The organism is Sinimarinibacterium arenosum (assembly GCF_005047655.1).
Taxonomy (GTDB): Bacteria; Pseudomonadota; Gammaproteobacteria; order Nevskiales; family Nevskiaceae; genus Solimonas.
The window spans coordinates 46,871-70,137 of the sequence record NZ_SUKF01000009.1 but is presented as its reverse complement, the minus strand read 5'-3'; the positions used below and the strand labels follow the sequence as shown (position 1 = coordinate 70,137).

At 63.4% G+C, this 23,267-nt stretch carries 21 protein-coding genes; 2 read left to right on the top strand and 19 right to left on the bottom strand.

Going from position 1 to position 23,267, the window contains the following annotated elements:
* Window positions 1-14: 14 nt before the first annotated feature.
* From E4T66_RS17550 to E4T66_RS17475, 16 genes are all read right to left on the bottom strand, one after another.
* Window positions 15-1,256, bottom strand: coding sequence for an endonuclease/exonuclease/phosphatase family protein (locus E4T66_RS17550; RefSeq protein WP_211243007.1), 1,242 nt, complete (start codon window positions 1,254-1,256; stop codon window positions 15-17).
* Between the two features lie 191 nt (window positions 1,257-1,447).
* Window positions 1,448-1,837: a hypothetical protein gene (locus E4T66_RS17545; protein ID WP_136850685.1), complete on the bottom strand. Its 390-nt coding sequence runs from the start codon at window positions 1,835-1,837 to the stop codon at window positions 1,448-1,450.
* A gap of 428 nt (window positions 1,838-2,265) precedes the next feature.
* Complete coding sequence (locus tag E4T66_RS17540) at window positions 2,266-2,574, bottom strand: hypothetical protein (protein WP_136850683.1); 309 nt, start codon at window positions 2,572-2,574, stop codon at window positions 2,266-2,268.
* Between the two features lie 36 nt (window positions 2,575-2,610).
* Window positions 2,611-5,745, bottom strand: coding sequence for a helicase-related protein (locus E4T66_RS17535; protein ID WP_136850681.1), 3,135 nt, complete (start codon window positions 5,743-5,745; stop codon window positions 2,611-2,613).
* Between the two features lie 125 nt (window positions 5,746-5,870).
* A complete protein-coding gene (locus E4T66_RS17530) occupies window positions 5,871-6,458 on the bottom strand; it encodes a hypothetical protein (RefSeq protein WP_136850679.1) in 588 nt (195 codons plus the stop codon).
* A gap of 45 nt (window positions 6,459-6,503) precedes the next feature.
* Window positions 6,504-6,716: a hypothetical protein gene (locus E4T66_RS17525; RefSeq protein ID WP_136850677.1), complete on the bottom strand. Its 213-nt coding sequence runs from the start codon at window positions 6,714-6,716 to the stop codon at window positions 6,504-6,506.
* Window positions 6,717-6,720: 4 nt separating this feature from the next.
* Entirely contained in the window at window positions 6,721-7,035 is a 315-nt protein-coding gene (locus E4T66_RS17520) for a hypothetical protein (RefSeq protein ID WP_136850675.1), read from the bottom strand.
* A gap of 608 nt (window positions 7,036-7,643) precedes the next feature.
* Window positions 7,644-9,932: a DEAD/DEAH box helicase family protein gene (locus E4T66_RS17510; protein ID WP_211243006.1), complete on the bottom strand. Its 2,289-nt coding sequence runs from the start codon at window positions 9,930-9,932 to the stop codon at window positions 7,644-7,646.
* Window positions 9,933-10,152: 220 nt separating this feature from the next.
* On the bottom strand, window positions 10,153-11,013 hold the full coding sequence (locus tag E4T66_RS17505; RefSeq protein WP_136850671.1) for an SPFH domain-containing protein: 861 nt from the start codon (window positions 11,011-11,013) through the stop codon (window positions 10,153-10,155).
* 87 nt (window positions 11,014-11,100) lie between these two features.
* The gene (locus E4T66_RS17500; protein ID WP_136850669.1) at window positions 11,101-11,589 is read right to left on the bottom strand and encodes a hypothetical protein; all 489 of its coding nucleotides are present in this window, start codon (window positions 11,587-11,589) and stop codon (window positions 11,101-11,103) included.
* A 77-nt stretch (window positions 11,590-11,666) separates the two neighbouring features.
* Window positions 11,667-11,837: a hypothetical protein gene (locus E4T66_RS21435; RefSeq protein ID WP_169577689.1), complete on the bottom strand. Its 171-nt coding sequence runs from the start codon at window positions 11,835-11,837 to the stop codon at window positions 11,667-11,669.
* Window positions 11,838-11,844: 7 nt separating this feature from the next.
* Window positions 11,845-14,115, bottom strand: coding sequence for a hypothetical protein (locus tag E4T66_RS17495; protein ID WP_136850667.1), 2,271 nt, complete (start codon window positions 14,113-14,115; stop codon window positions 11,845-11,847).
* A 31-nt stretch (window positions 14,116-14,146) separates the two neighbouring features.
* Window positions 14,147-16,783: an AAA family ATPase gene (locus E4T66_RS17490; RefSeq protein WP_136850665.1), complete on the bottom strand. Its 2,637-nt coding sequence runs from the start codon at window positions 16,781-16,783 to the stop codon at window positions 14,147-14,149.
* Window positions 16,770-17,864: a metallophosphoesterase family protein gene (locus E4T66_RS17485; protein WP_136850663.1), complete on the bottom strand. Its 1,095-nt coding sequence runs from the start codon at window positions 17,862-17,864 to the stop codon at window positions 16,770-16,772. Before E4T66_RS17485 ends, E4T66_RS17490 begins: the two co-directional genes overlap by 14 nt.
* 4 nt (window positions 17,865-17,868) lie before the next feature.
* Window positions 17,869-18,168 carry a hypothetical protein gene (locus E4T66_RS17480; RefSeq protein WP_136850661.1) on the bottom strand — a complete coding sequence of 100 codons (300 nt, stop codon included), beginning with the start codon at window positions 18,166-18,168 and terminating at the stop codon, window positions 17,869-17,871.
* A 31-nt stretch (window positions 18,169-18,199) separates the two neighbouring features.
* The gene (locus E4T66_RS17475; RefSeq protein ID WP_136850659.1) at window positions 18,200-18,517 is read right to left on the bottom strand and encodes a hypothetical protein; all 318 of its coding nucleotides are present in this window, start codon (window positions 18,515-18,517) and stop codon (window positions 18,200-18,202) included.
* Window positions 18,518-18,672: 155 nt separating this feature from the next.
* Here E4T66_RS17475 and E4T66_RS17470 point away from each other — a divergent pair, with 155 nt between their 5' ends.
* Together E4T66_RS17470 and E4T66_RS17460 are read left to right on the top strand one after the other, a co-directional pair.
* Window positions 18,673-18,951, top strand: coding sequence for a hypothetical protein (locus tag E4T66_RS17470; RefSeq protein ID WP_136850657.1), 279 nt, complete (start codon window positions 18,673-18,675; stop codon window positions 18,949-18,951).
* Between the two features lie 462 nt (window positions 18,952-19,413).
* On the top strand, window positions 19,414-20,094 hold the full coding sequence (locus tag E4T66_RS17460) for a hypothetical protein (RefSeq protein WP_136850653.1): 681 nt from the start codon (window positions 19,414-19,416) through the stop codon (window positions 20,092-20,094).
* A 46-nt stretch (window positions 20,095-20,140) separates the two neighbouring features.
* On the opposite strand, the gene E4T66_RS17455 is transcribed toward E4T66_RS17460, so the two are convergent.
* The 3 genes from E4T66_RS17455 to E4T66_RS17445 form a co-directional block, all read right to left on the bottom strand.
* Window positions 20,141-21,007, bottom strand: coding sequence for a hypothetical protein (locus E4T66_RS17455; RefSeq protein ID WP_136850651.1), 867 nt, complete (start codon window positions 21,005-21,007; stop codon window positions 20,141-20,143).
* Between the two features lie 420 nt (window positions 21,008-21,427).
* A complete protein-coding gene (locus tag E4T66_RS17450; RefSeq protein WP_136850649.1) occupies window positions 21,428-21,766 on the bottom strand; it encodes a hypothetical protein in 339 nt (112 codons plus the stop codon).
* 2 nt (window positions 21,767-21,768) lie between these two features.
* Window positions 21,769-23,094, bottom strand: a complete 1,326-nt coding sequence (locus E4T66_RS17445; protein WP_169577688.1) for an RNA-guided endonuclease InsQ/TnpB family protein — start codon at window positions 23,092-23,094, stop codon at window positions 21,769-21,771.
* Between the last annotated feature and the right edge of the window lie 173 nt (window positions 23,095-23,267).

Here is a 23,267-nt window from a genome sequence, read left to right as displayed (position 1 = left end):
CTGAGGCCGCGCACCTACCCTCCAGCGTTGCACGCGCACCCGGGCGCAACATGGCAGGTGCTGTCGCGCGAGATGCACGAGTCCCCACACGCCTTGCCCGTCGAACAGGTGCGGCAGCACGCGGTGCCGCCAGACCCGCCGCTACTGGAGCCTCCCGACCCGCTTGTGGATGCGAAACTGTTCCGGCCCAGCGAGCGTTGCTCATACGGACTCTCGGCCATACCCGCTTGCGGCGCGCAGGTGAAACCCGAGTAGTCGCCACCCGACGAGCCAAGCTCGACCTCAACGGGGTAGTGATCCGACAGCGAACCCCCGCTGATGCCGAGGTGCTGGTCGAAGCGGTAGACCGCCGGCGCGAGCAGCCGCATGGCCATCGGCCCCCGTACGACCAGGCGGTCATAGGCGCAGTCGGTGGTGCCGGTGGTGGTATCGGCGCCGTCCGGGATCAGCCAACTGAACCGCGTGTCGGAGCACAGCGCTGTAGCCTGCAACTCTGCGTCGCTGGCGTAACTGCAATCGGCGTTCAGATCTCCCACAATCATCACGCTGTCGATGCCGGTCGCGTTGCGAAAGGCGTCGTACGCAAATGCGACTTGATCGATCTCGCGCACCGCGTCATCGGGCTTTGCGTGCAAGGCGATCAGTCCGTAGCTCATTCCGTCATGCTGGATCGTGAACGCGAACGGGTCACGCTCGAACTCATCTTCGGGATCAGCGATCAACTGCCCCGCCAGCAGCGAGAGGCGATCCGGGCGGTAAATCAGGGCGTACTGCTCCTTCGCCGAGGTGCGCCCCAGGCGTGGTGACAGGGACAGCTCATAACGATGCGAGGAGATGCGATTGACCTCGTGGAGCAATACCGCGGGCGCGTCGCCCGACGCATCCTCGATCTCCTGGAGCACCAAGGCGTCGTACTCGAGAACAACTTTGGCGAAGTAATTCACGGTCGTCGGGTTCCCACTTTTTGTGGGGCCGAAATTCTGCATGTTGAAGGCGCCGATGCGGACATTGCCGGGCGTTACCTGCTGCGTGCGCGCGCGCTCACTCTCGGGCGCCTGTGTCGGCGCGCAGGCAGCGAGCAGAAAGAGTACGACGACGCTGAGAGCGCGCATGTAGTGTCCTTGATGGAGGGTCCGGGGCGACACCCTACGCTCCAGGCAGGGCCCCGCGAGTATGGTGCCGATCGACAGCACAAAGGCAAAAAGCCCCATACGAGATGGGGCCGTCTGCCAACTGTCCGGATCAGTCGGAACCACCGGTCAGCCCTGGGCGTTTGGAGATTCGCCTCCGCGCTCACCGAAGTGGCGCGAACGGAATAGGCACCCTCACTGTCTGCCGCAGGTTAGCCACCAAACGGCTGGGCCTCCGATATGTCCCCTCGGGAGCGGGGTTCACAAAACCAGACCAACAAATACCCCGAGCAGGCGGGAAAGACAAATCGCCAGACTCAGCCAAACAGCGCATTTCGCTCCCATGCGCGAATGGGCTCATGCCGCGCGGCCTGCATTTCCTCGAAGGACACGAAGCGCGCCCCGTCGATCGGCGATGTTTCCAGCACCCGCGGCGCCAGGCGCGCGAATCCGCGCAGATGTAACGCGTCCAATATCGCCAACGCCCGAGAAACGCAAGCGCTGTAGCTCCCTCGGGCGGGCTCCCAAACGCTAGGCGCACCGCTATCCGGCAACGCTCGCCCCCCCGTGCTCATACTGAGCAGCACAAATCCATCCCGCAGGGTCTCGCGAACTTCCATCACGATCGTGTGTATCGACTGCCCCGCCACCGAGCGACGCAACTCAATGAAGTTTGTGGCCCTGACGATGTCTGGCGACGCGCTCATGTCCATCCCCGGTTAATGAGGTCCACCGTATCCGAGGGGACGCGCCCCGCAACGGGCCGTCAGACCCAGCGCGTGCGTCGCCCGGAAAAGGCGCCCCGTGCGCCCGCCTGGCTCCGAGAGAGCCGTGGAGCTTTCATCGCGGCTTCGATGCCCTCCAGTTGCACTGGAATAGACGGCGGGCTGCGACATAACCCGCCTATCCGTCGTTGGACGCAGGCCAAGGCGACCGAGACTGTGCGCGCCACTTGGCCCCGCCCTTGCGCCCCGCCTCACTGAGGCTGCGCTTCGGTGTGCTCAGGGCAAGGTCCTGCCCCATCTTGTTGATGCGATTGCGTAGCGTCCCCTCTGCGAGATCCATTCGCTTTGCCCACTCAGCAAGGGTCAAGCTCAGGCCGCCGAAGGTCAACAGTCGCCCACCAGGCGTTGAGTCAAGCTTCGGCTTCGGCATCGGTACCGCTCAGTTCTTGGGGGCAGGCGCCGGCGGGTGCCGGAGTCAGCGCGAGGCCATAAGGACGTTGCAGAATCGTCGTGACAGCACCGCTCACGCGGTAGTCGGCCACGTGGGTGTGATGCGGCTCATGCACCATGCGATCCAGATAGATCGACTCTACGCCGTCGGCTACGCGCCGCCCCAGCACGCGGGTGACGATCGGAGCGGCACGTCGCCGCGGGTAAATCGTGCAGTGCTCGTCGACGATGTGAACGACGGCATCAAGGCAGTCTTCTTTTGCAAACATGGCAACCTGGGTTCCCGACTATGTGGTCTGCCAACCCTATGCCGCGAGCAGGCGCCCCGCGCCCGCATCGTTCCGCGCCCGCCGCAACTCGATCCGAGCTTTGCCGATCGACTGGCAGAAGTTGTCCAGAATCGTCATCCAGTGCTCGAAGTCGGACGGCGAGAACTCAGGCGTAGCGAAGTCCAGCCCGGCATTCGAAGTGTCCTGCTTGAAGGCGACCATTTGTGCCTTGTAGAGGTCGACGCTGCCGGTGAGGTGTGCATAAATCACCTTCAACACGCCTTTGCGCCCGACACGCAGGGCGCGGTACATCGCTTGTTCTTCTTGTCGAGGTGTCCACATGCGGTCGTAGAAGACAACATGACTCGCCTGGGGAAGGTTGAGACCGCGCGCACCGACGCCGAAGGTCATCAGGATGATTCGGGTCTTTCCGGTGCGGAAGTCTGTGTCCAGCGCCGTCGTTCGTTGGGTAGGGCTCGATAGCCCCGTGAATTCCAGCGCATCGACCCCCCGCGCGCGCAGCGCACTACCCACCAGGGCAGCGCAGAGCGGGCTCTCGAAAAAGCACAGCACGGTGCCGCCATCGGCGTGCAGATTCTCCAGGGTGTCGACGCACCACCGCTGCTTCGACGTCAGCCCACCCGTCCACGCATGCGGGCCCTTGAGGTCTTGCGGGATGCTGGCGGCCCGACAGGCTGCACCGAGGCGCAGCAGAACCGACACAAGATTCAGTTTCTGCCCGGGGACGTCTGGGCGCTGAGCCTTCCACCAATCCACGAAGTCTTCCGCCGTGGCGACATACGTCTCCAGGTGATCCGAATCCCACGCCACCTCGACGGTCGAGCACTCCGGCTTCGGCATGCTGACGTGGGCCTCGACAGCGGGTTCGCCCCATACGCGGCGCAGAATGTGCCGACCGATGAACTGGCGGTAGAGGTCCAGATTGGCAAGGCTCGGAATCTCACGCTTTCCGCCCGACTGCAGGTCATCCTCGAACTGATGCGTGACCCATTCGGTGACCACGAACTGTTCCCGGAAGCGGTCAATGCCGCGTTCCGCGCTATACGCCGATGAGAACAGCTCGCCGGTGATGTAGGCGCTGCGCATGCCGTAGGGCTGTGAGGCCGTGCCTTCGCGGCTGGCCCAGCACACCATCGGCAGAACGTTGCGCGGATAGCTCGCGATCGGGGTGCCGTCCAGGGCAATGCGGCGCGTAGCTGAGAGCCGGTGTAGCGCCTGCGTTTGCGCCGTGTCGGTGTGCGACAGCACCGAGCCTTCGTCGGCGCAGACGGTGTGGAACCGACGGCGCAGTCGCGCTGCAAAAGTGACCCGCGAGCCTTTGCCAATGGGTTTGCGCAGCGTGTTATACGAAATCAGATTGATGCGACGCAGATCCTCCAGGTCCCCGAGTTTGCGAATCACCTTGTACTGATCGCTCGGCAGCCCGAACTCTTTGAACTGCGCAAGCATCTCCGGGACGAGTCCGGCCTCAACAACGATGGCGTTGTGCTGCCCGCCGGCCAGGCAGCAGCCGGCTGCGATACGCGACTTGCCGAGGGCCATCAGGTGTCCTGCGATTGCCCCGCGCGTCATGCACAGTTCGATCACATCATCACGCTGGAACTTCCAGCCACCGAGCCAGGGATCGGCGCCGGCCTGAGACAGTCGGCGATCGATGGCCGCGGCGCGTTCGGGGAACGCAGCCGCGCGCCCGGCTTCGATCTGAACCCACTCCGCCCCCGAAGAGATTGCGGGCAGCTGCACCAACTCGCGGAGCTGGTCCACAGACAGGGGCGGCATGTTCGGCGCCAGCGAATAGCGATAGCGCTCGAGCTCGCAGTCCGAGACACGAACAAGCGTCACATCCTGACCGGCACGCGCGAGCGGCGAGGAGAACGACGCCGGGTCGCACAGGTGCGTTTTGACGACCGTGACGCAGGCGCCATCAAGCGACGCGCGGCTATGCTCGCCGTCCGGATCGTAGATGGTGCGCTGCAACGGAGTCCTTTCCACCTGCACCGCACGCCAGCGGCGGGCCAGGTATCCGAGCAGGTCGCGATCGGGCTCGGGGATGCCGTCCACCGCGCGAATGATGGCGCACAGACGATCCAGGTATTCAGTGGGCGTGGTACCGCACAGCAGTACCTCGGTCAGCAAGCGAGCTGAGCCCCGGTATTCGATGCCTGCGGGGTAACGATTCTGGAGGTGGTTGCGGAAGCCGAGCGGACTTTCAAGCACGGCGTTGATGACTCGCGCATGCGTGAACGCGCACGCGAAGCGGAACTTGATGTTGCGGCCGGAGCGATAGATGCGCACGCGGTCATCGCCGGTGACGGGCCCGGTGATTGTGGGCGCCCCAGTACGGACGCTGAGCGATGCGAACCGCGTCGGCGGGCGCATGCCTTCCGGGAGCGGCGCCGGAGCGAATGCGGCAGTCTGCGCGCGCGCCTCATCCAGAGTGCCGATACGCACGGATCTGCCCTGAGGGCGCGGCGCCCCAAGCGCGAGGAGTACCGTCGATACTTCTGCGCCTTCGTTCACAAAAGTGCTCACCGGCAGGCGGACAACCGCGTGTAGCGCCCGCTCGATCTCCGGATGCTCGTTGAGCTGGTCGACAACGCTCGACGGCAGTAGGGCGATCACCGCACGCGAGGCGGCCATGGCCTGATAGAGCGAGTACCAATGAGACAGCGCCGCTGTTGAAGGTCCGAACTTGCCGTAAGCGCAGCAGGGATAGGCGGTGAGCCGGGGGCTCTCAAGGTGCAGACTGAATGGCGGGTTGATCAGCGCGACATCCATGCCCTCGGCCGCCACGTTCTCCATGCCGACAGCGAGGAGATCGTGCTTGACGCCGCCGGCCTCCATGGCATCGCCGAGGGCGCGCAGCGTGTCGGCGTCGATGTCGCAGCCATACACCGAATCCTGAGCGCGCGCGAACTGCAGCAATCGGCCCGAGCCGACGCTGTTGTCGAGGATGTGCAGACCGGTATTGGCCTCATCCCCGAAGGCAGTCAGAGCCAATTCCCACATGACCGCAGCAACGTCCGTCGGGGTGAAGAATTGTCCCTGGTGCGCAACGCGCCGCGCGGCCAGCTCTGACAGACCTCCAGCTTTGGGAACTCGCTGGCCCGCGCTGGTGCGGGTGGTCATCGGGGTGTACCAGGTGGACATAGCAGCTTCCTGCGGGATGAGACTTCACCCTACGGGCGCATGGGGGCCCCGCAACGGTGGTCCCCGACAGACACGGACCCTGTCCGGAACCGAGTTCTGTGCGAGCCTTGCTTCTCGGCAAACGCTTACCGGCTCACGAACTCCGCCGTGCCAGGCACACACACGAACGTCCAATCCTCTCCGGCAGGACACTGGTCATCTGCGGTCACGTCTCGGGTCTGGCAGACCCAGCCGCCGAGTGGATGCGCGGCCAAGAGTTCGCCCACGGCTTCCGCGCGCGTGCTGAAGTCGCCGCTCCACTCTTTGGCATCGTGGTTCTGCGCCCAGGCCCAGCCAGTTGCCCTCCCGACCAGCACACCCGGCCCGACGGCGAGCGCCCCCGGTTCGGAGCGTTGGGGCTCGATCCCCGGCCTGTGTGCGGCCTGCAGCGGGTCGTGGGTGCCATCGTCCGCGCTGGCTGTGACCGGAGCCGGGTCAGGCCGGTACTCCCAGTTCGTCGCCAACTCGTAAACCGTGACCGGGTACGCGTTGGCGGCGGTCGCTGCCTCGAAGCACTGGCCACGGTGCATGATGTGGCCGTTGGCATCCACAGTGATGTACATCCCCTTGGGCACCCCGCAGCTGGCATACCAGCTACGGGCTTTGTTCACCCACTCTTGCTGACTGTGAAAACGAAACAGTTCACGCGTCACTTTGATTTCAACGGTGGTCATGGTTTCTTCTCGCTCATGGATTCACGACTTCGACACTACCCATCGTTAGAACTTGTATGCCGCGTGAGCCTTCACCAATTCAGGGTGGCGCCCAAACGTCTTCATGTTCGATTCAATATCGGCCTTGCTCATCCAGAGCCAGTGTTCCGCGCCTCTTTGGATAACCACAACACGCGCGGCTTCCTTATCCCGAAGCGCCCGAGTTTCGTTGTACTCAACAAATCGGAACTCGATCGCAGTCCCCTCTGAGTGATTCACGTCCTTACTCCGTGGCAGCTGCAAGCTTGGCGCGGAAGGCATCGCCATACCCCGCCGGCGTTGCATCACGAATCGCCTCTGCAGTGACGTAGACCGTGCGCTCTGTGCCAGGAATGGCGACAGTCCTGCGCCCCTTGTTTTTTCCGGTCTTTGCTTCCCGAAACACCGCGCCCGTAACCTTCATAACCGTAAATTCTTCTGGGCGGTCCCCCAGACACTCGAATTCAAAGAACGCAAAGCCAGCCGGCACCTCGCCCAACTGCTTTGCCGCCGCGAGGCTCGGCGGGTAGTCCAACATCATCTCGTCGTGCATCTCCATTGCTACCTCCCATCGTCGCGCGCATGCGCGGAATGTGTTCGTTGGGGCCCTCCAGAGTCATTGGGCGCCGGAACCTCAAGATCGCGAAACCCGGGATGTTCCATGTCGACAACGAGCGCGCTTTCGTCGTGGTCCTTCCCTTCGTATTTGCGTGCCCATTTGCGCCGTTCCGCGGGCGTCCGCCGCGCGCATACACGCTCGTGCCGACTCCGCCACGCTTTGCACAAGCCCTGCATGTCGCGATTGAAAATGGTGAACAGGCGCAAGCGCGCACCGCAGTGACGGCAATACGCACTGCCGACATTGTCGATGCCCACCGGCTACCCCTACGCCCCGGCGCCGGGGGCCCGGCGCGAGCGAGTCTCAGCCACGATGCGGCGTCCCACCGGGTGCTTGCGGCACTCGGTACAGACGTGACTACCGTCATCGCCTGCAATCTCGGCCGCCGTGAGCTTTGCAGTGCAGCTTGGACACAACGGCTGCGACGAATGGGCGCGGGCCAGGCGCAAGGGGGTCGCAGTGTGTTCAAAGTACATGGTGCCTCCAATTCAACAGTGAGCGGGCCAACGCTTAGACGGTATTGCTGGACAAGCGCCCCGCACGTGGAGTCAGTCGTCGAATCCGCGCTGACCAAACCACTCCAGCTGCAGCCGCTCGGACGCCTCTTGCTGCACCGTGTCTGAGATCGTGCGATGACGAAAAAGCACGTTGGCCCGTTTGCCCTTCTGCCGGTGCCCGAAGATCGTCGCGTCCCCACCCCCGCGAATCGCGAGATCACGCCGCGCGATCTCGAATCCGTCACTGCAGTCCACCAGCACCTGCAGGCGCTCCAGTGATTTCGGCCGCACCGCTCCAGGCGCATAGAGATCGCAGTAGCCGAGGCCCCCTGCCCGTGCGACACGGCCACGAATCTGATGCAACGTGCTGGCGCCGAACCGCTGCGCCTGAACCACTACCGCGCGAGCCAGACCAGGGAGATCCACTCCGACTTCGACGATGGTTGTCGAGATCAGAATGTCGGCCTCCCCTGCCGCCATGTCGTGTAGGGCTTGCTGGTTCTGCTCGGGCAGTTGTCCGCCATGTGCCATCCGAACTCGCCCTGGAAACGCTTTCTCCCAGGTGTCATAGAACTGGCACACGGAATAGAGGATGTCCTGGTCGGGGCGCTCAGCCGAGTCGGCTTCTGCCTGCTCTTCGGCGTCCACCGGGGCATCATCATCTTCTGACGCCGCGGGGTGGTGTTTCGCGGGATAGATCACCAGGACCTGGCGCCCGCCTTTGACGGTGCGGGCCACCTCCGCGAACAGCTGTGACTTGTCCTCTTCGAGCCAGACCCGCGTGATGATGCGTTTCTCGACCGGGCAGCCGTGAAGCGTCGAGACCTGGAGCACTCCCAGCTGCGCAAGCGCCTGCGTGCGTGGGATTGGGGTGGCGGTGACTTCCAGCAGATGGGCCCGCGCGGCCATCTGCGCTTCTCGCTGGTTGCGGCTGAACCGATGCTGCTCGTCGACAATCACCAGGTCGAAGACCGCGCCGCACTGGGCGCTGATGGAGGTAGTTCCAACCACCAGCGGCGCATCGGAGCTTTCGGGTTGCGCCTTTCCGGAAACAAACTCGGCCGGCGACTCTGGAATCCAGCTCAGAAGGTGACGATGCACTTGAAGAGCAAGATTGCTGTTGGGGATCAGGATAGCGACGCGACCGCCGGCTCGAAGCATCGCGCGCGCCACCATCGCGTAAACCGCCGTCTTTCCACTGCCGACATCGCCGAGCAGCAACCGTCGCATCGGGCGTCCCGCGTCGATCGAGTGCAGGCACTCCCGGTTCGCCCTGCGCTGATCGCCGGTGAGCGCGAACGGAAGTGTGAGCGCCAGCTCATCAACGTAGTCGCGATAGTCGTTCTCACGAGCGTGCGCCTCGCAGGCGCGCGGCTTGCGCTTCAAGCGCCGGATGCGACGGTCTTCCTTGTATGCCGCCTCAATACCTTCCGACAGACTCGCGACAGCGCCGATCAAGTCAATCCTCTCTGAGGCTTCGAAGGCTTGTTGAAGGTCGGCCGGGGCGTGCATGCGCCGCAAGAGTTCTTCAAGGGCGGCCTTCGGTTTCGCGGCATCCGCACCAAGCGCGGCGCGCAAGCTCTGTTTGCACTTCAGTCCGTCCTGCAGAATCATCGCGACGCCCTGGGTCAGCGTGGACCGTTCACGCGCTGCGACGTTGGCGCTGTAGACATTCTGAACGCGCCCCTGCGCCAGGTAGGATTCCGGCGCAATGTCCTCCACGCGCGCGAGCTGAGCCTCGATCGTCTTGGAATGGATCGGGTAGATCGGCCGAACGCGTCCGACCCACCGCGAGGCGACGGGTTCCGGGTTGAACAGCACCCAGCGCCCGGCTTGCTTGCGCAATGAGCCCAGCAGGCCGAGTGTCCGACCCGCCCGAGCGGCGAAATAGCGTTCAAGCGCTGGGGCCGGCTCATTGGTCTCGAAGGCGAGCGCGAGCCCCCGCCGATCGCACAGCAGCCCGCGCACGCCCTGGGACGCGCCAGGCAATCCGAAGGATTCTAGTTTGGTGACCTTCACTGCCAGAACGCAGTGGCGACCGCCCAGATGCAGGCGGGGGTCATTCGGGGCTGTGGCCGCGAGGGTGTCGACGGCGTGTTGAATCGCGCGCGGCGCGAAACTCGTGACGGGCGTGGTCAGATCCTCGAACGCCAGCGGCAGCAGCAGGGGTCGCAGCCGTATAGGCGGCAGCCCTTCAATCAGCACCTCGGGTAGGTCGCCCGGTGCAGGCGGCCGAGCGCGTCCATGCTCCGCGGCCAGAGCTGCGCCGGCTATCGAGGCGACCCGCTTCCTCGCTGCATTAGTTGCCATGTCCCCACAAACCACTGTCAGACCGAGCAAGGTCCTGAACAGTAGACGGGAAAGCTGACCGCGCCGGACCGATTCAGTCGATCAGCCGGCCGAAAAAGTAATACGGGGTGTCGCACTCTCCACGCCCGTGCGAGGGCGAGCGACACAATAAGACATTAAATTCTGCGGCGGTGCCTATTCCCGACAACACAGCCGCTGGGAGCGCGCATCCACCCCCAGCGGCTGTGTGTCTGGTTGGCCGTCTGTGCAGCTACTTGCCTACGCCGAACATCGGCTCAGGTGTTGCACCACCGGCATTGACGATGACGTGGACGTTGTCCTTTCCTTTAACGACCTCGACAATTTCCTTCTGGATTTCGAGCTGTCGATATCTGAGGTACTGGTCCGCGTTCATTCCAAAATTGGTGGCATAGGCCAGGTCTGCATCGGCCTTGTTGGTCTCGGCAACCTTGCGATTGATCTCGGCGGACGCGCGTTTGTCTTCGGTCTGCTTGCGTTGCTCCTGCGCGGCCGTGCGCGAGGTTTCGGCGATGACCTCATCCGGCGGCCGCACCGCTCCGATGACGCATTGCTGCACATCAACCGGAATTCCCAGCTTCGCGATCAATGTCGTCAGTTGCTGACTGATTGCCTCCTGGCCATCAGCAATGACCGTCACGTCGTTTGTGAGCTCGAATAGGTTCTTCCCGCGAGCGAAGTCGCGAACCATCGTGCGGTACGGCTCCTTGATGTTGTTCTCATACCACTTCGGGCCAAACTTTGAGTGCAACAGCGGCGTCTGGCCCTGCCTGATACGAACCGTGATGTAGCTGTTGAATGTCACCGGCGTGCGGTCCTGCGTAGTCAGGTCTTTGAATGGTTCCGAGAGAATCTGCGGCCGCATCTCATACTGGGCTACACCTGTAGTCCACCAAAAAACGTGCCTCCCGGTAGAGATGGGCTGCGGGCGTATCCCTTCATGTCCCAAAAAGTAAGGCTTGTCGATTACGGCGCCCTCCCAGCCTTCCTCGACTTTTGCGACGTTGCAGCCCGCCAGGAAAGCCGCCATGACGGACATGCAAAGCAAGCGCAAGAGAGTGGACCGGAAACGATTGAACGACAGTGACTGCATGATGACCCTCCAGATTGAACAACAAGTGAGACCCCACCCTACAGACCGGCATCCGCCCCGCCATCGTTAGCGGCGGCCCGACACACATCAAATCTGCCGGCGGTATTGATAGCCGCCAATACTGACGCTGATGAAGAGATATTCCTCATCGATACCGTGAGTGTCGCCGGCGATTGAATAGGCAAGATCAAAGGCCAGTTCGTTCTTCAATTCAGCAAAGCGCCGCTCGATGACGTCCAGCCGCTGGGACGCCTCAGCGAGGTGAGAGCGATAGTCAGCAAGCGCCTCCTCGGGGGTGGAAAAATGCCCAATGCGTCGTGCGGTGCTGTTGAAAGTTCGGGCGACGACCTTGCCAGTGCTGGTATCAAAGGCGTACTGGCGGACAACAATCGCGTTACCGAGATTCCGGCCGTCCAACATGACTATCCAGCGAGTAGTCGTATCGACGTTCTCGATGGCCCAGGCGCGGACCTCTTCAAGCGAAGTGGCCGGCACATTGATGGATACTTGCCGGCTGAGCGGAATCTGAACGAGCTGATAGACCTGCACGGCGGCCTGGGTGGAAAGCGCATTCATCTGCCGTGACTCCGGATGCTGGGAAGTCAGTCCACCGTATCGCCGGCAGGCCGCCCCACCAGCGCGGTGGCCCTCCCCTACGGCGCGGCACTGCGCCGCCGCTGCGGCGCCAGCGTGATTACGCGATCCGCACCAAGGGCATCAAACAGCACGTCATGACAGCTGAACAACAGCACCTGCAGCCCGCCCTGCGCCGCACGGTAGAGCGCTTTCTGAATACGGGCGATGCGCTCCACGTCGGTGTTCACGAGCGCGTCATCCAGCTCCAGCGGCAGCGTCCCCCCGCCGGCCAATACCATCCACGTGCGCTTGCGCGGGCGCCGGTTGGGCGAAGCGCGTCCCGCCACTGGGCACCAGATCAAGCCGCAAGCTACGGTTGTCCGGATCGGCGACCACGCGAATAATGTCCCCGACAACAACAGAGGCAGGTAGCGCGCCGCGAAGTCCTCGGATGCGCATCCCCTTGGAGCCGTAGTCAACGAAATGTAGGGCTCCCTCAACGAGCCCGGTGGCCATGTAAGCCCCAGGTTCAAGCTGCCGCGCGATATGTGCGGGGACCGAAGCGACGTAGTTGCGCATGAAACCCTCGGTTACGGTTAGTTGCCAAGCGTTCGAGGAATAACCCGTCGAAGGTGTCTTACGACGGGATTCGTCGATGGACGCAACAGCAGCTGCCAGACGAATGGGGTCTAGTTCGCGCCCGCGCAGGGAATAGAGATCCCGCCCAATGTTGATGACGAATGGGGCATCGCTGAACTGCACTTCAAACGTCACCGGACTGATTTTAAGGCGGCCGAGAACCGATTCGCGCAACTCACCACGTCGGGCAATGCCGCCGAGAGATTTCAGCGAGCGCAGCAACGTCAAATCAAAGGTCCCCAGTACCTCATGTGGTAGCGGGCACTCTGCTGAGGGCCCCACATGTCCGTGGCCCGTAACTCGCGCGAACGGCAGTCTTTCACACACAGCTTGGACAACCAAAATAGGGGGCAGAAACACCGAGCCCAGAGGTTCCGCTTTGCTAAAGCTCAGCCGTTTGTCACGGTCGCCGCGAACTAAGCCACCGTATAAGGTTTCCATAGGAATTGGTGCTTGAGCTACGCAAACAAGTTTGAGCACGCGGTTGGCCAGGCGGTTGCGACCTGAGTCCCGAAACCAAAACCAGCCGCTGTCCTGATGCACCCACTCAAATCCGCAATCGCCTTCCAGCACACTGACCACATCCACAGCGCTCACTGCGGTACCCGTCTCTCGGGTTGCACGCCCAGCCACCCAATCGGCCGGCGCCGCACCAACGTGACTCACTGCTTTTACGGCCCAATTGCGGACCGAGGTGGCGACTAAGCGCTGCTGGCGTCCGGTGACTGCAACACCAGACACGCGACCCTGCTTCAATGCAGCGGAGGGGGACTCCTTCCGCAGAAAGGTCAGCGCGAATCGATCAAGTCCAGCGATGTCGAGCGACTTGCCGAGCAGCGAGCGGACATCAGGATCAGCCTCAACGGCACGGATGCGAGCGGGGAGTTTTTCCACATAGGCTCGCTGGGCGCGTGTCACGGCGGGTGCCCAGAGCGATTGCTCAGAGACCGCGCTTACCAGACTTTCGATAATCTGGCGCACGCGCTCCCGAGTCATATTGAAGCGTCGCCCAATCGACTCAAGAGTAGCTGCCTGCGGCGGGGTCAGCCCGAAACGCGCACTGAATAGTTCAATGTTGCGCTCTCTCAGCTCGGGAGCGAAACAGCGCGATACGGCCAGCGTGCCAACGTCGAGGATCTCCTCCGCGGCGGTTGACGCGTAGGCGCGAGCCAAGCCATCCACCAACTGCGCCTGGTAAACAGGATCAGCCCGCGAACGGGAGGCAGCAATGCTGGCGAGCGCATCTTCAACAGACTGTCCAGCCTTGCAGACTGCTTCGAGCCGGGTACAGAAGCGTAGATCGTCAATCAGAGGAAAATCGCCGGAGGCGATCGAGAGTAGTGCTGTCGCCCGCGCCGGTAGTTCGGAAATATCCCAATCAAATGTTGGCGGCGATTCCTCGGGAGGTCTGCAAGCGACTGCGATGAGGCCTTTTAGATCGAGAGGCCGACACCACGCAGTCTCGACATAGAGCAGGAAGATGATGAGCTGGTTGCTTCGAACATCAAGCCTGTCGACAAGCGTCTCTATCGAGAGTCCTTCCAACACTGCCGGGTGCTCGATGGCGCCCAGAAGGTCCAAGCAGTCGAGGATCCACTCGGGGGCGCCGTCGCACCAGCTGCCGGGTGCAGGCGGCGGCCCGTCCAACGAAATCCGCAGGGTATTCAAGCGGCCTGTGGCGAAATAGTTCCTCACACGGGCATAGAGCAGTGCCCATTCACTGGCCGCAGAGTCCGCATCAAGGCCCGAACAATATGACGGGTCACACAGCGGCGCCCCAGTCGGGCGCTGAAGCTGTTTAGCACTGAGAAGGCTGCGCGGAGCCAGGCGACCAAAAATCCTAATCAGCCCTACCGCGCCACCGTAACTTTTCAGGGTTCGGCTCATTCAATCAGTCCTCCCTCGTTGGGGCCCTCCCCTACGGCGCGGCACTGCGCCGCCGCTGCGTCGCCAGCGTGATTACGCGATCCGCACCAAGGGAATCAAACAGCACGTCATGACAGCTGAACAGCAGCACCTGCAGCCCACCCTGCGCCGCACGGTAGAGCGCTTTCTGAATACGGGCGATGCGCTCCACGTCGGTGTTCACCAGCGCGTCATCCAGCACCAGCGGCAGCGTCCCCCCGCCGGCCAATACCTCGGCCAGACCGATCCGGGTCAGCAGCGACAGCTGCTCCTGCGCACCCCCCGACAGATCGGCGAACGGCTCAGCGACATTGCCCGAGAGCAAGCCGGTGAACTCCAGGTTCTCGCCCGTCGAAAGAGTCGATCCCGGAAACAGGTCAGACAGGTACGGGCGGATTCGCTGGATCACCGGGGCCGTCAACTGGTCAACCACCTTCCGGCGCTCTTCAACGATGGTCGTGCGCAGCAGCTTTGCCGCCGCGGCCTGACGCATCAGCCGACCATACTCGGCCTGGGCGAGGTCACTTTCTGCCTTGGCATCCTGCACGGTTTCAAAGGGCGCATTGGCCAGCGTGATGCGAAGCTCGCCTTGCAGCCGCTGGCAGCGCTCGCGCGTGGTCCGCTCTCGCAGTGCCATCTGATCTGCCGCCTGCCGCGCCTGCTCGGCGCTGGATTGGATATCCGCACCACCGGCCTCTGCGAACGCGTCCTGCGCACGCTTCAGGGCCTCTTGCGCGCTCGTCCGTGCGTCGCGGGTCGAGGCAACGGCCGCTTCCAGCGCCTCGGCACTCTGCGCGGAGGCCAAACTTTCTTTCGCGGTGGCGATCTGACCGGCGAGACCCCCGACACTGGCAACCAGCGCATCGCGGCGAGCGTTCCCACCCACCTGCGCGTCGCGGGCCACCTGCTGAGCCTCCCGTGCTGCCTCGACCTCGATTTCAGCAGCGCGGGCAGCAGCGGTGAGCCCAACGACGTCGGGCGCGGCGTCCAGCCCAACGCCCAGGTCAGCCAGTTCCGCTGACAGCGCGGTGATCTGTGCTTCCAGCTCTGCCTCGGAGGATGAACCTGCAGCGGCACTCAACTCACGGGCGGTTCGCAGTTCCGCATCAGCATCGCCGCGCGCCACAAAGGCCGATTCGGCGGCAGCGAGGTTCGGCAGGCCGAACGGGGCCAGCGCGGCGCTCAGTGCGTCCTCCGCATCCTGCAGTGCATCACGCAGCGCCCCCAGTTCCCCCCGGCTCGGCTCAATCGCGATCGTCGCAACGTCGCCGATGGCGATGCTGCGGTTTTCAATGACCTCGATGTCTACGCGCTGCCCGGAAGCCAGCATGGCTCCGTCGATCGCGATCGAGCGCAGTGCCGTCACCGACACGGCAACCGCAGCGCCGGTCACGCGCGCGCGTGCCGTCAAGACGGCGGTGTGCAGCGCACGCAGCTTGGCGATCGCCGCAGGCGTCAGCGCCGGCAGTTTGTTCAACGCCACTGCCGCCGCCGCTACACGGCGCCCTGCATTCGTCACGTCCAACAGCTGCTTGCGGCGCTGCTCAATGGTGGTGGCGATCTGACTGCGCCGCTGGTGCGTCTCTGCTGCGGCCAGTGCGTCCTTCGCCGCGACCAAGGCGTCCCGCGCGGCGCCATACTGCTGCACAGCCCGGTCATAGTCCGTCGCCAACTGGGTTGCAGTGGCCTGGGCCACGTGCAGCTGTTCGGTCTCGGCGCGGTGTTTCGCTTCCAATTCAGCGAGCGCACCGGCCTGTTCGGTGCGTCGGGCAAGCGCCAGTTCCGCCGAACGTTCCTCAGTCGTTGCACTGTGCAGCTCAGCAGTACGCAACTGAATCGTCCCCTGCAACTGCGTGGCGGCCTGTGCCTTGCGTTCAGCCTCAGCAGCGCGATCATTGGCATCGTTCAGCCGGCGAGACAGAGTCTTCAGTTCTTCCTGCGCGCCCTCCAGGTCAGTGGAAATCGCCTGCTGCTGCAGGAGTGCGGCCTCGGCTGCCGTGAGCGCCGCCGCAGCCTTCTCGACGCGAGCCAGCGCCGCCGTGAGGGTCTTGCCGGTTTGCCCGGTCGCCGTGAAGTAGCGCCCATACTCGCGTTCGGCGAGTTCCAGCAAGCGTTGACCTGTCTCTCCGATCGCAGCCACGCCAATCTCATCCGACAGTCGGGATTGCAGTCGTGATTTGCCGTCTTCGTTGATGTGATCGTTCAGGGGAGTCCGCGAGTGTCCCTGCCCGACCATCAGCATGGGCCAGATGCCCTGATCCGCGACGTCAGCGCCACGAGTTGACCCAGGGCGCGTCCCGAGCAGTTCACGCAGGCGAGTTTCGGCGTCCTCGCCCTTGAGCGTCGCGCCGCCACCGGACAACTGCGCGAAGGGCCCTTTCAGGTACTGCTTCTGAATCTCGTAGGCGACACCGTTCACCTCGAAGGCCACGCGCGTAAACGGCGCCTGTGAGGTATCCCACGTTTGCAGTGCAGCTTTGTGCTGTGCGTTACCGCGGTACCCCTCGAAGAAGGCGTATTGCAGCGCCTGGAACAGGCGGCTCTTGCCGGCCTCGTTGGGGCCAAGCACCAGATTGAGACGCGGCGACAAGTCGGTCAGCGACGCGCTCAACCCGCGCCAGTCACGCGCCTCGATTTCAGACAGACGCATTGGCGGCCTCCTGTTGCAGTCGGTACATCAAGCGCAGCGCATCCGGCGCCGCGTCGTCGGCACTCCCCTGAAGACGCGCCAGCGCCGCAGCCATGAAGCTTTCGCCATTCATGGCGGCAAGGTCGGCCTCCGTTGGCTGTGCGAACACTTTGTGGGCGTCATGGCGCAGATACGCCAGCCGCTCGGCGTTGTCCGCGAGAAGGACATCCAGCGCATCGCGAGCCCCCAAAGTCAGCGCGCCACTCAGAGACAGGGCTACCAGCGTGTGCGAGCGCTCCGGCAAGGCGCCGAACCACGCGCCCAGTTCCTCCACCTGCGCATCGTCCGTGAACTCGATGGCGCGGGAGATCCAGCGCGCCGACGCAACGGGCACAGGCGTAACCACCGGGACCGCACCGGGGGCGGCAATCTCGACCAGCAGGACGTTGCCGGGGTCAACCTCCTTGTGACGGGTCGCCTCGTGGGCGCCGGAGTACCACACGCGGTCGTTGTATCGGAACGTCCCGTGCCAGTCGCCCATCGCCACATAGTCAAACCCCTTGGCGACGATCGCATTGGCGTCGATGAGATTTGGCGTCTCGGAATCCGCATTCTGCGCGAAGTTGATGACGCCGCCGTGGGCCATCGCGATGCGAATGCCTTCACCGGGCTGGCGCGCCGGCAGCCATGCGGTCGGATCGTCCATCTCGTGGCGGCGCATCAGCGGGCACGGATAAACCGCCGCGTCGCCGACCGCGATCGACTCGCGCCGGGTCGCGAGCACGACGCCCTTGGGCAATTCGAGGCGGGCCAGTGCCGAGTCGGCCGTGCCGGCGTCATGGTTGCCGGGAATCATGATGACGGGAATGCCGTCGAAGCAGGCCAGCGCGTCGGTAGCTTGCTGCAGCGTGTCGGCCTTGAGCGCGTTGTCCTCCAGCACGTCGCCGGCAATGAGCACGCAGTCCACCTGCTCCTGACGCGCCAGCTCCGCAATCCGACGCAGCGTGGCAAAGCGAAGCGAGCGCATGCGAGCGGCCGTTTCGGGCGGGAGAAAGTGCAGCTTCAATCCGAGCTGCAGATCGGCGGTGTGCAAGAGTTTCATGTCCCTACCCTACGGATGGCGGCAAGAGCCGCACTATTTTTCTGAGCTTCATCATGCGTAGCTTATCCTCAAGCCGCGCCGCCTCCTCGATGGCAAAGCCAGCCTGCCCGAGGACCTGTTGGAGCGGTGTCTTCCCGACCGGATCAAGCAGCTTCGCGTTCGCACGTTGCGCCAACGCATCCATGTAGACCCAATGCGGCCCAGCATGATCGGTGCAGCCGCAGTCCTTGGGCAGCGTCACGGTGGTGCCATCGGCCAGCACCGCCCGAACCGGGGCGAGAGCGGAAACGTCGCAGGCAGTCATAACAGGTCCGAGTTCGAGTAAGGAGTTCACCCTATGCAGCGGCGTCCAGTTCCGCCACGGGCACCGCGGGCACGGGCATGCAGAACTGATGGGACGCCGGGAAGGCGCGGTAAGTGGCAGCCTCAAGCCAGGCGTAGATGCCACTCATCGACGTCATCACCGCAACGGCTTCGCCCTGCGGGTTGATCAGCACCGCGCGCGGCACAATGCGCGCGAACTTGCGGATGCCGCGTTCCGTCACGAAGCGCGCCTTGCCTTCGGTCGGAAACGACATCGTGGAGACCTTGCTGCGAGTGCGGTAGCTCCACATCTCTACGGTCCACAGGGACTCCGGGGGTGAGGTCGGCATGACACTATCTCCGTTGGCTTTCCCCAACCTTCTCAATGCGCGCGCGCCCCGCGATCCCAGCCCGTGCAACCTCTCCGGCCGCTTCGGCGGCAGGTCAGGTTGTATAGCAAAGTGATAGCAGATATACTTTTGATAGATCACGACAGAGTGCCGTCATGCCTGCCACTGCCCACAAACCGCCGACAACCCTTCTGCGCTGGCGCGAAACGAACACGCCCCACGGCGTCACGAAGGAGCTGGCGGCCAAGGCAGCTGCGGCATTGGGGTTCACGGAAACGCAGCTGGTGCACGAGGCTTTGGCGTACTTCCTGCCGCGTGCCTTACCCCAGTACGACCCCGACTTCGATCTGCTGACTGAGGCGGATCTCGTGGCAATCAGGGCTCGTGTGCCTCAGGAAGAAACTGGAACAGTCCTCAGTTCGATCATTGACTGAGGCTGACGGGTGACATCCCCGTACCCCAAACCTACGGCTGGCGATGTCGTGCTTTGCAAGTTCCCGCAGGATCTTCGAAGTCCTTCCCCGGGACCGAAATCAAGGCCCGCGATCATCCTGAAAGTGTTTGAGCCTGCGGCCAGCGCACCAGCGACATTTCGGGTGCAAGTCTGCTACGCCACCACCAACCGGCAACGGCTGTTCGACCACGAGTTTGAAATCACGCGAGCGGGGCATGCCGTCGAATTCGAGAGCGCGGGGCTTTCAGGCGATACCAAGTTCGACTTGCTCCAGTCTGTCCTGGTGCCGTATGACTCTGACTGGTTCGAACTGCCAAATTTCCCACAATACGGACCGGTGCCAAAGCTTGGGATATTGCACCCATTGAGCGTGCCACGCCTCTTGCGAGCGCAACGCGCTGCCGAGCGGCTCAGGTAGCGGCCGGGGGAGTCAGGAGAGACGATGCAGAGGGAGACGGCACGACAGCGAGCCGAGCGCGTGCTCGACGAACTATCGCTGACGGCGCGCAATGGGCACATCGAGATCATCGACTTCAAGGAAGCCGAGTCCTGCTATGTCCATCATTCGCGCCGCGCGGTTGCGCTAACCGGCTACGCCTGCGTTTCGCCGGTCATGGCCCGAGGTCGGTTCCCCCGCTACACGTTCATCGACATGATTCAGGGCATGCCCGCGATGGATGGCGGTGAGGCATGGGCATTGGCCGCTATCTGCGGCGCGACAATTCCAGAGTCGTACTCCGACTGGCCGCAAGCATTTGGTGAGCGTGTGTGGCGTGTCGTTCAGAAGTACGATCTCGACGCCTTCTTCGAGCGTGTCACGCGCCCCTTCGGATCGGGTGGCGATCACTATCACCTGCGTCCGCGAGGCTTCGACTGGGAGTCCCCGGACCGCACCGAGTTGCCGGACGTGCTTGCGAGGTGGCGTTCCGAGTATCGAAAGAGTCCCCCTGTGCGCCAGGTAATGACCGCCACGGTGCTGCAGCTGTATCGCCAAGGCGAGGACAAGCACTGGATGGTGCGTGTGCCGAAGGGCTGGCACGCGAGCGAAGGAATCGAAATCCTGCAGGCTGCCGACGCATTGGAAGACTGGGGAGGTTTGTGTGCGACCTACGCGGGCTGGTGAGTCGGCAACACGCCTCTATGGATGCGGCTGCAACCATCAGGCACCGTTAGGCCGGCTCCTCCGGGTCCAACTCGTCCAGGCGTTGGCGCAGTTGGAGCGCGAGATCCATCGGAAGTCGCAGGCGCGTCGTTGAGGTTTGGAAAGTCCACTGACACCGGCCAGAGATGAGCCGCAACGGCAGTTTGAGCGCGTGCCCAGTGGGCAGGGCATCAAGTTCAGCGCACAGCTTGGCAGCAGGAAAGGCGGTGCCAAGAACCCGACCCAAATCATCAATGGGGGCGGAGATTTTGTGGATCTCATACCCGCGGAGTTCAAAGCCCTTGCCGCCGATGCAACGGGAAAGTCCTGGGTAGCCAGTCTCGAAGGTCACACAATCGCGCTCGATCTTGGGAGCGCACCCCCAGCGGTCCGCCCGCGGCGAACCACTCGCGAAGATGTTCCAGTGTTTGCGAATGCGGGCGGCGCACAAGGCCAGCGCCCGCCGGGTGCCTTCGCCAGCGCCCAGCCGGGCCTCCAGCGCTCGCCAGTATCCAGCAAAGTCCGGAGCTTGCGGATCGTCGGAAGCGCCGCACTGGCGCATGACACTGTGCGCATTCTCGTGCGACAACACGTCGTACGAGCCTTCGCAGAACACCGTGCGCGCATGATCAGTCACCTGAGCAAATGCGGCGGCCACGAGCATATCGAGCGTATGGGATTGCATCGGGTCCCACGCCCAGCCCCTCGCCGCATCCTGCCCGATACTTTCAGCGTCGCGCTTCAGATCCTCGACGGTACGCTGTGCGGCGTGAATCGCGGCGAGGTAACGGGGCCATGCGTCGATGAAGTGCTGAACGAGCTTGGGCAGGGGCGCCGCGCCTGAAGGGGTTGCGAATTCAGATGAGTCGAATGCGACGGCGGGAGTGGTGTCCACAGGTGGTCTTTTAAGTTGAGCCTTCCCCTACCCTACGAACCGCGCCCACGCCCCGCCGTCCCGGCCCGCAGGATTGCTGCAGGGCGGGCAAAGAGCCCGCACAACAGGACCACACCTGCGACGAACGGCGATCGGGTTGATTCGAGCCGCAGGCGGCTCACCATGGCGGTCGACCAGATTTGGCGGCTCGCACCAGATGCGCCAATGCCAGCGCTAGCACCGCCAGGCAGAGAATATTGAGTGGCGGTAGCAGCAAAACGGGCAGCAGAAAATCGATTAGAAATAGGGTTGTCATACGGATCATTCCGTTTACCGGGAAATTCCGGCATCCCTATTTAGTCCGCGCGATTCGTAACCCTTTTTCGGCCGAAAAAGCGCCGCCAACCGGGCATTCCTGCTGGCGGTCGCGGTCACACAGGATCAGCCAAGGACGGCCAAAGCGAGCGCGTGGAATTTTGCGAAGAACAGCGGCGCAAGCCGGTCGAAGTCGGGTCGGGAGTCCAAAGGGAACCCGATCTCGGTATCCAAATTATCGGTGAGCGCCTGCGTGGCGCTATGCAGCGCGCGATATTCAGGCGAAAGGACCGAGACGGCGTCGGGGTCCGCGCCACACGGCAGTGCAGCGTAGAACTGACACAGTTCCCGGTGACGCAGCGCCTTCTCGGCGCCGTCCCATCGGCCGTGCGAGTTGGCAAGTAGATACCGAGTCACCAGAAACGACACATGGATCCAGCAGGCACGCTCAAGATCGGAATCCATGCCTAATCCCCAGCCTCGCTGATCCATGTGTTCGCAACGCCTTGGACTGGAGCTGGCTCACACGGTGAGGTTGGGGCTGACACGGTTCGCGTTTCGACGGATGCCGTTGGTACCGCGGCTTGCGCCGCTGTCCTTCGGTGGGTATCACCCTCCACGCGCATCAGTTCGGGCACTCCTTGCCCTACGCCGATTTCTGCAAGACAACGCAGTCCCTCGGCCAGGATGTTGTTCGCGGCGTTGATGTCGCGATCATGAGTCGTGCTGCAGCTGCTGCAGGTCCAGCTGCGATCCTTCAGCTGCAAGTCCTGATTGACAGCGCCGCAGGCGCTGCAGGTCTTGCTGCTGGGGAACCACTGACTGATCCGGCTCACACTGCGGCCGGACCAGCCGGCCTTGTAGATGATCTGGCGGTGCAACTCGGAAACGCCGGCATCGCTGATCGCGCGAGCCAGCCGGTGATTCTTCACCATGCCTTTCACGTTCAGCGTCTCGATGCAGATGATCTGAGCCGCATCAACGATGCGCCGTGAAGCCTGATGCTGCGCATCACGCCGGCAGTCGGCGATTCTCGCTTGAAGCCTCCCGACCCGACGGCGGTGGGCGCGGTAGCGCCCACTGCCTTTGGTCTTGCGGCTCAGGCCGCGCTGCAGTCGTTTCAGATAGCGCGTCTTGCGGCGCAGGTGCGCCGGGTTTTCGATCTTCTCGCCGCTGCTGAGAATGGCGAGGTCCTTGACGCCGACATCAACGCCGACGGCACCGGCGGATGCCGGTACCGCGGCCGCGACGGCTTCACTCACCGACATCGAAACGTGAAAGCGTCCGGCGCTGTCGATCGACACCGTGACCAGCTTGGGCATCACGCTCGGGCGTCGGGACCAGACGACTTTGATCGGTCCCAGCAGCGGCAGCACCAGGGTGCCGGCGTCCCACGCTTTGACCTTGCCGACGTGGCGATGATCAAAGACGAAACGCACGGCGGCGGAGCCGCCGCGCTTCCGTCGCTTCGGGTACTTCGCGCGGCCTGCGAAGAAATTCCGGAACGCCGCATCCTGATCGCGCAGCACCTGGGTGATCACTCCGCTGTCGATTTCCGACAGCCAACTGAACTCCGGGTCGCGCTTCACTTCGGTCAACCAGCGGGACAACTCGATGCTGCCGATGCTCAGGCCGCGACCGAACATCTCGGTCAGTTCCGGATCGTGGTAAGCGTCGCTGCGGGCACGCAGGCACTTGTTCCAGACGAAGCGGGCCGCGCCAAAGTGCCGGGCCAACAGCTGGCGCTGGCTTCGCTTCGGGTAGCAGCGCTGCCGGCATGCGCGTTGAACCACGCCACCTTTCGGTGGCGCGGCCTCCGTGCATGGCACAAGGCAGGAACCGTCCGGCATGGATCTCTTGAAAATCTCCGCTGCGCCGCTCTGCTGTCAGCCTACAGATTCACAGGCTCAAAACCTGAGCCCGTGAAGTTCCGGCTACGCATCCGCTCCGGCGGGCCCGAAACGTC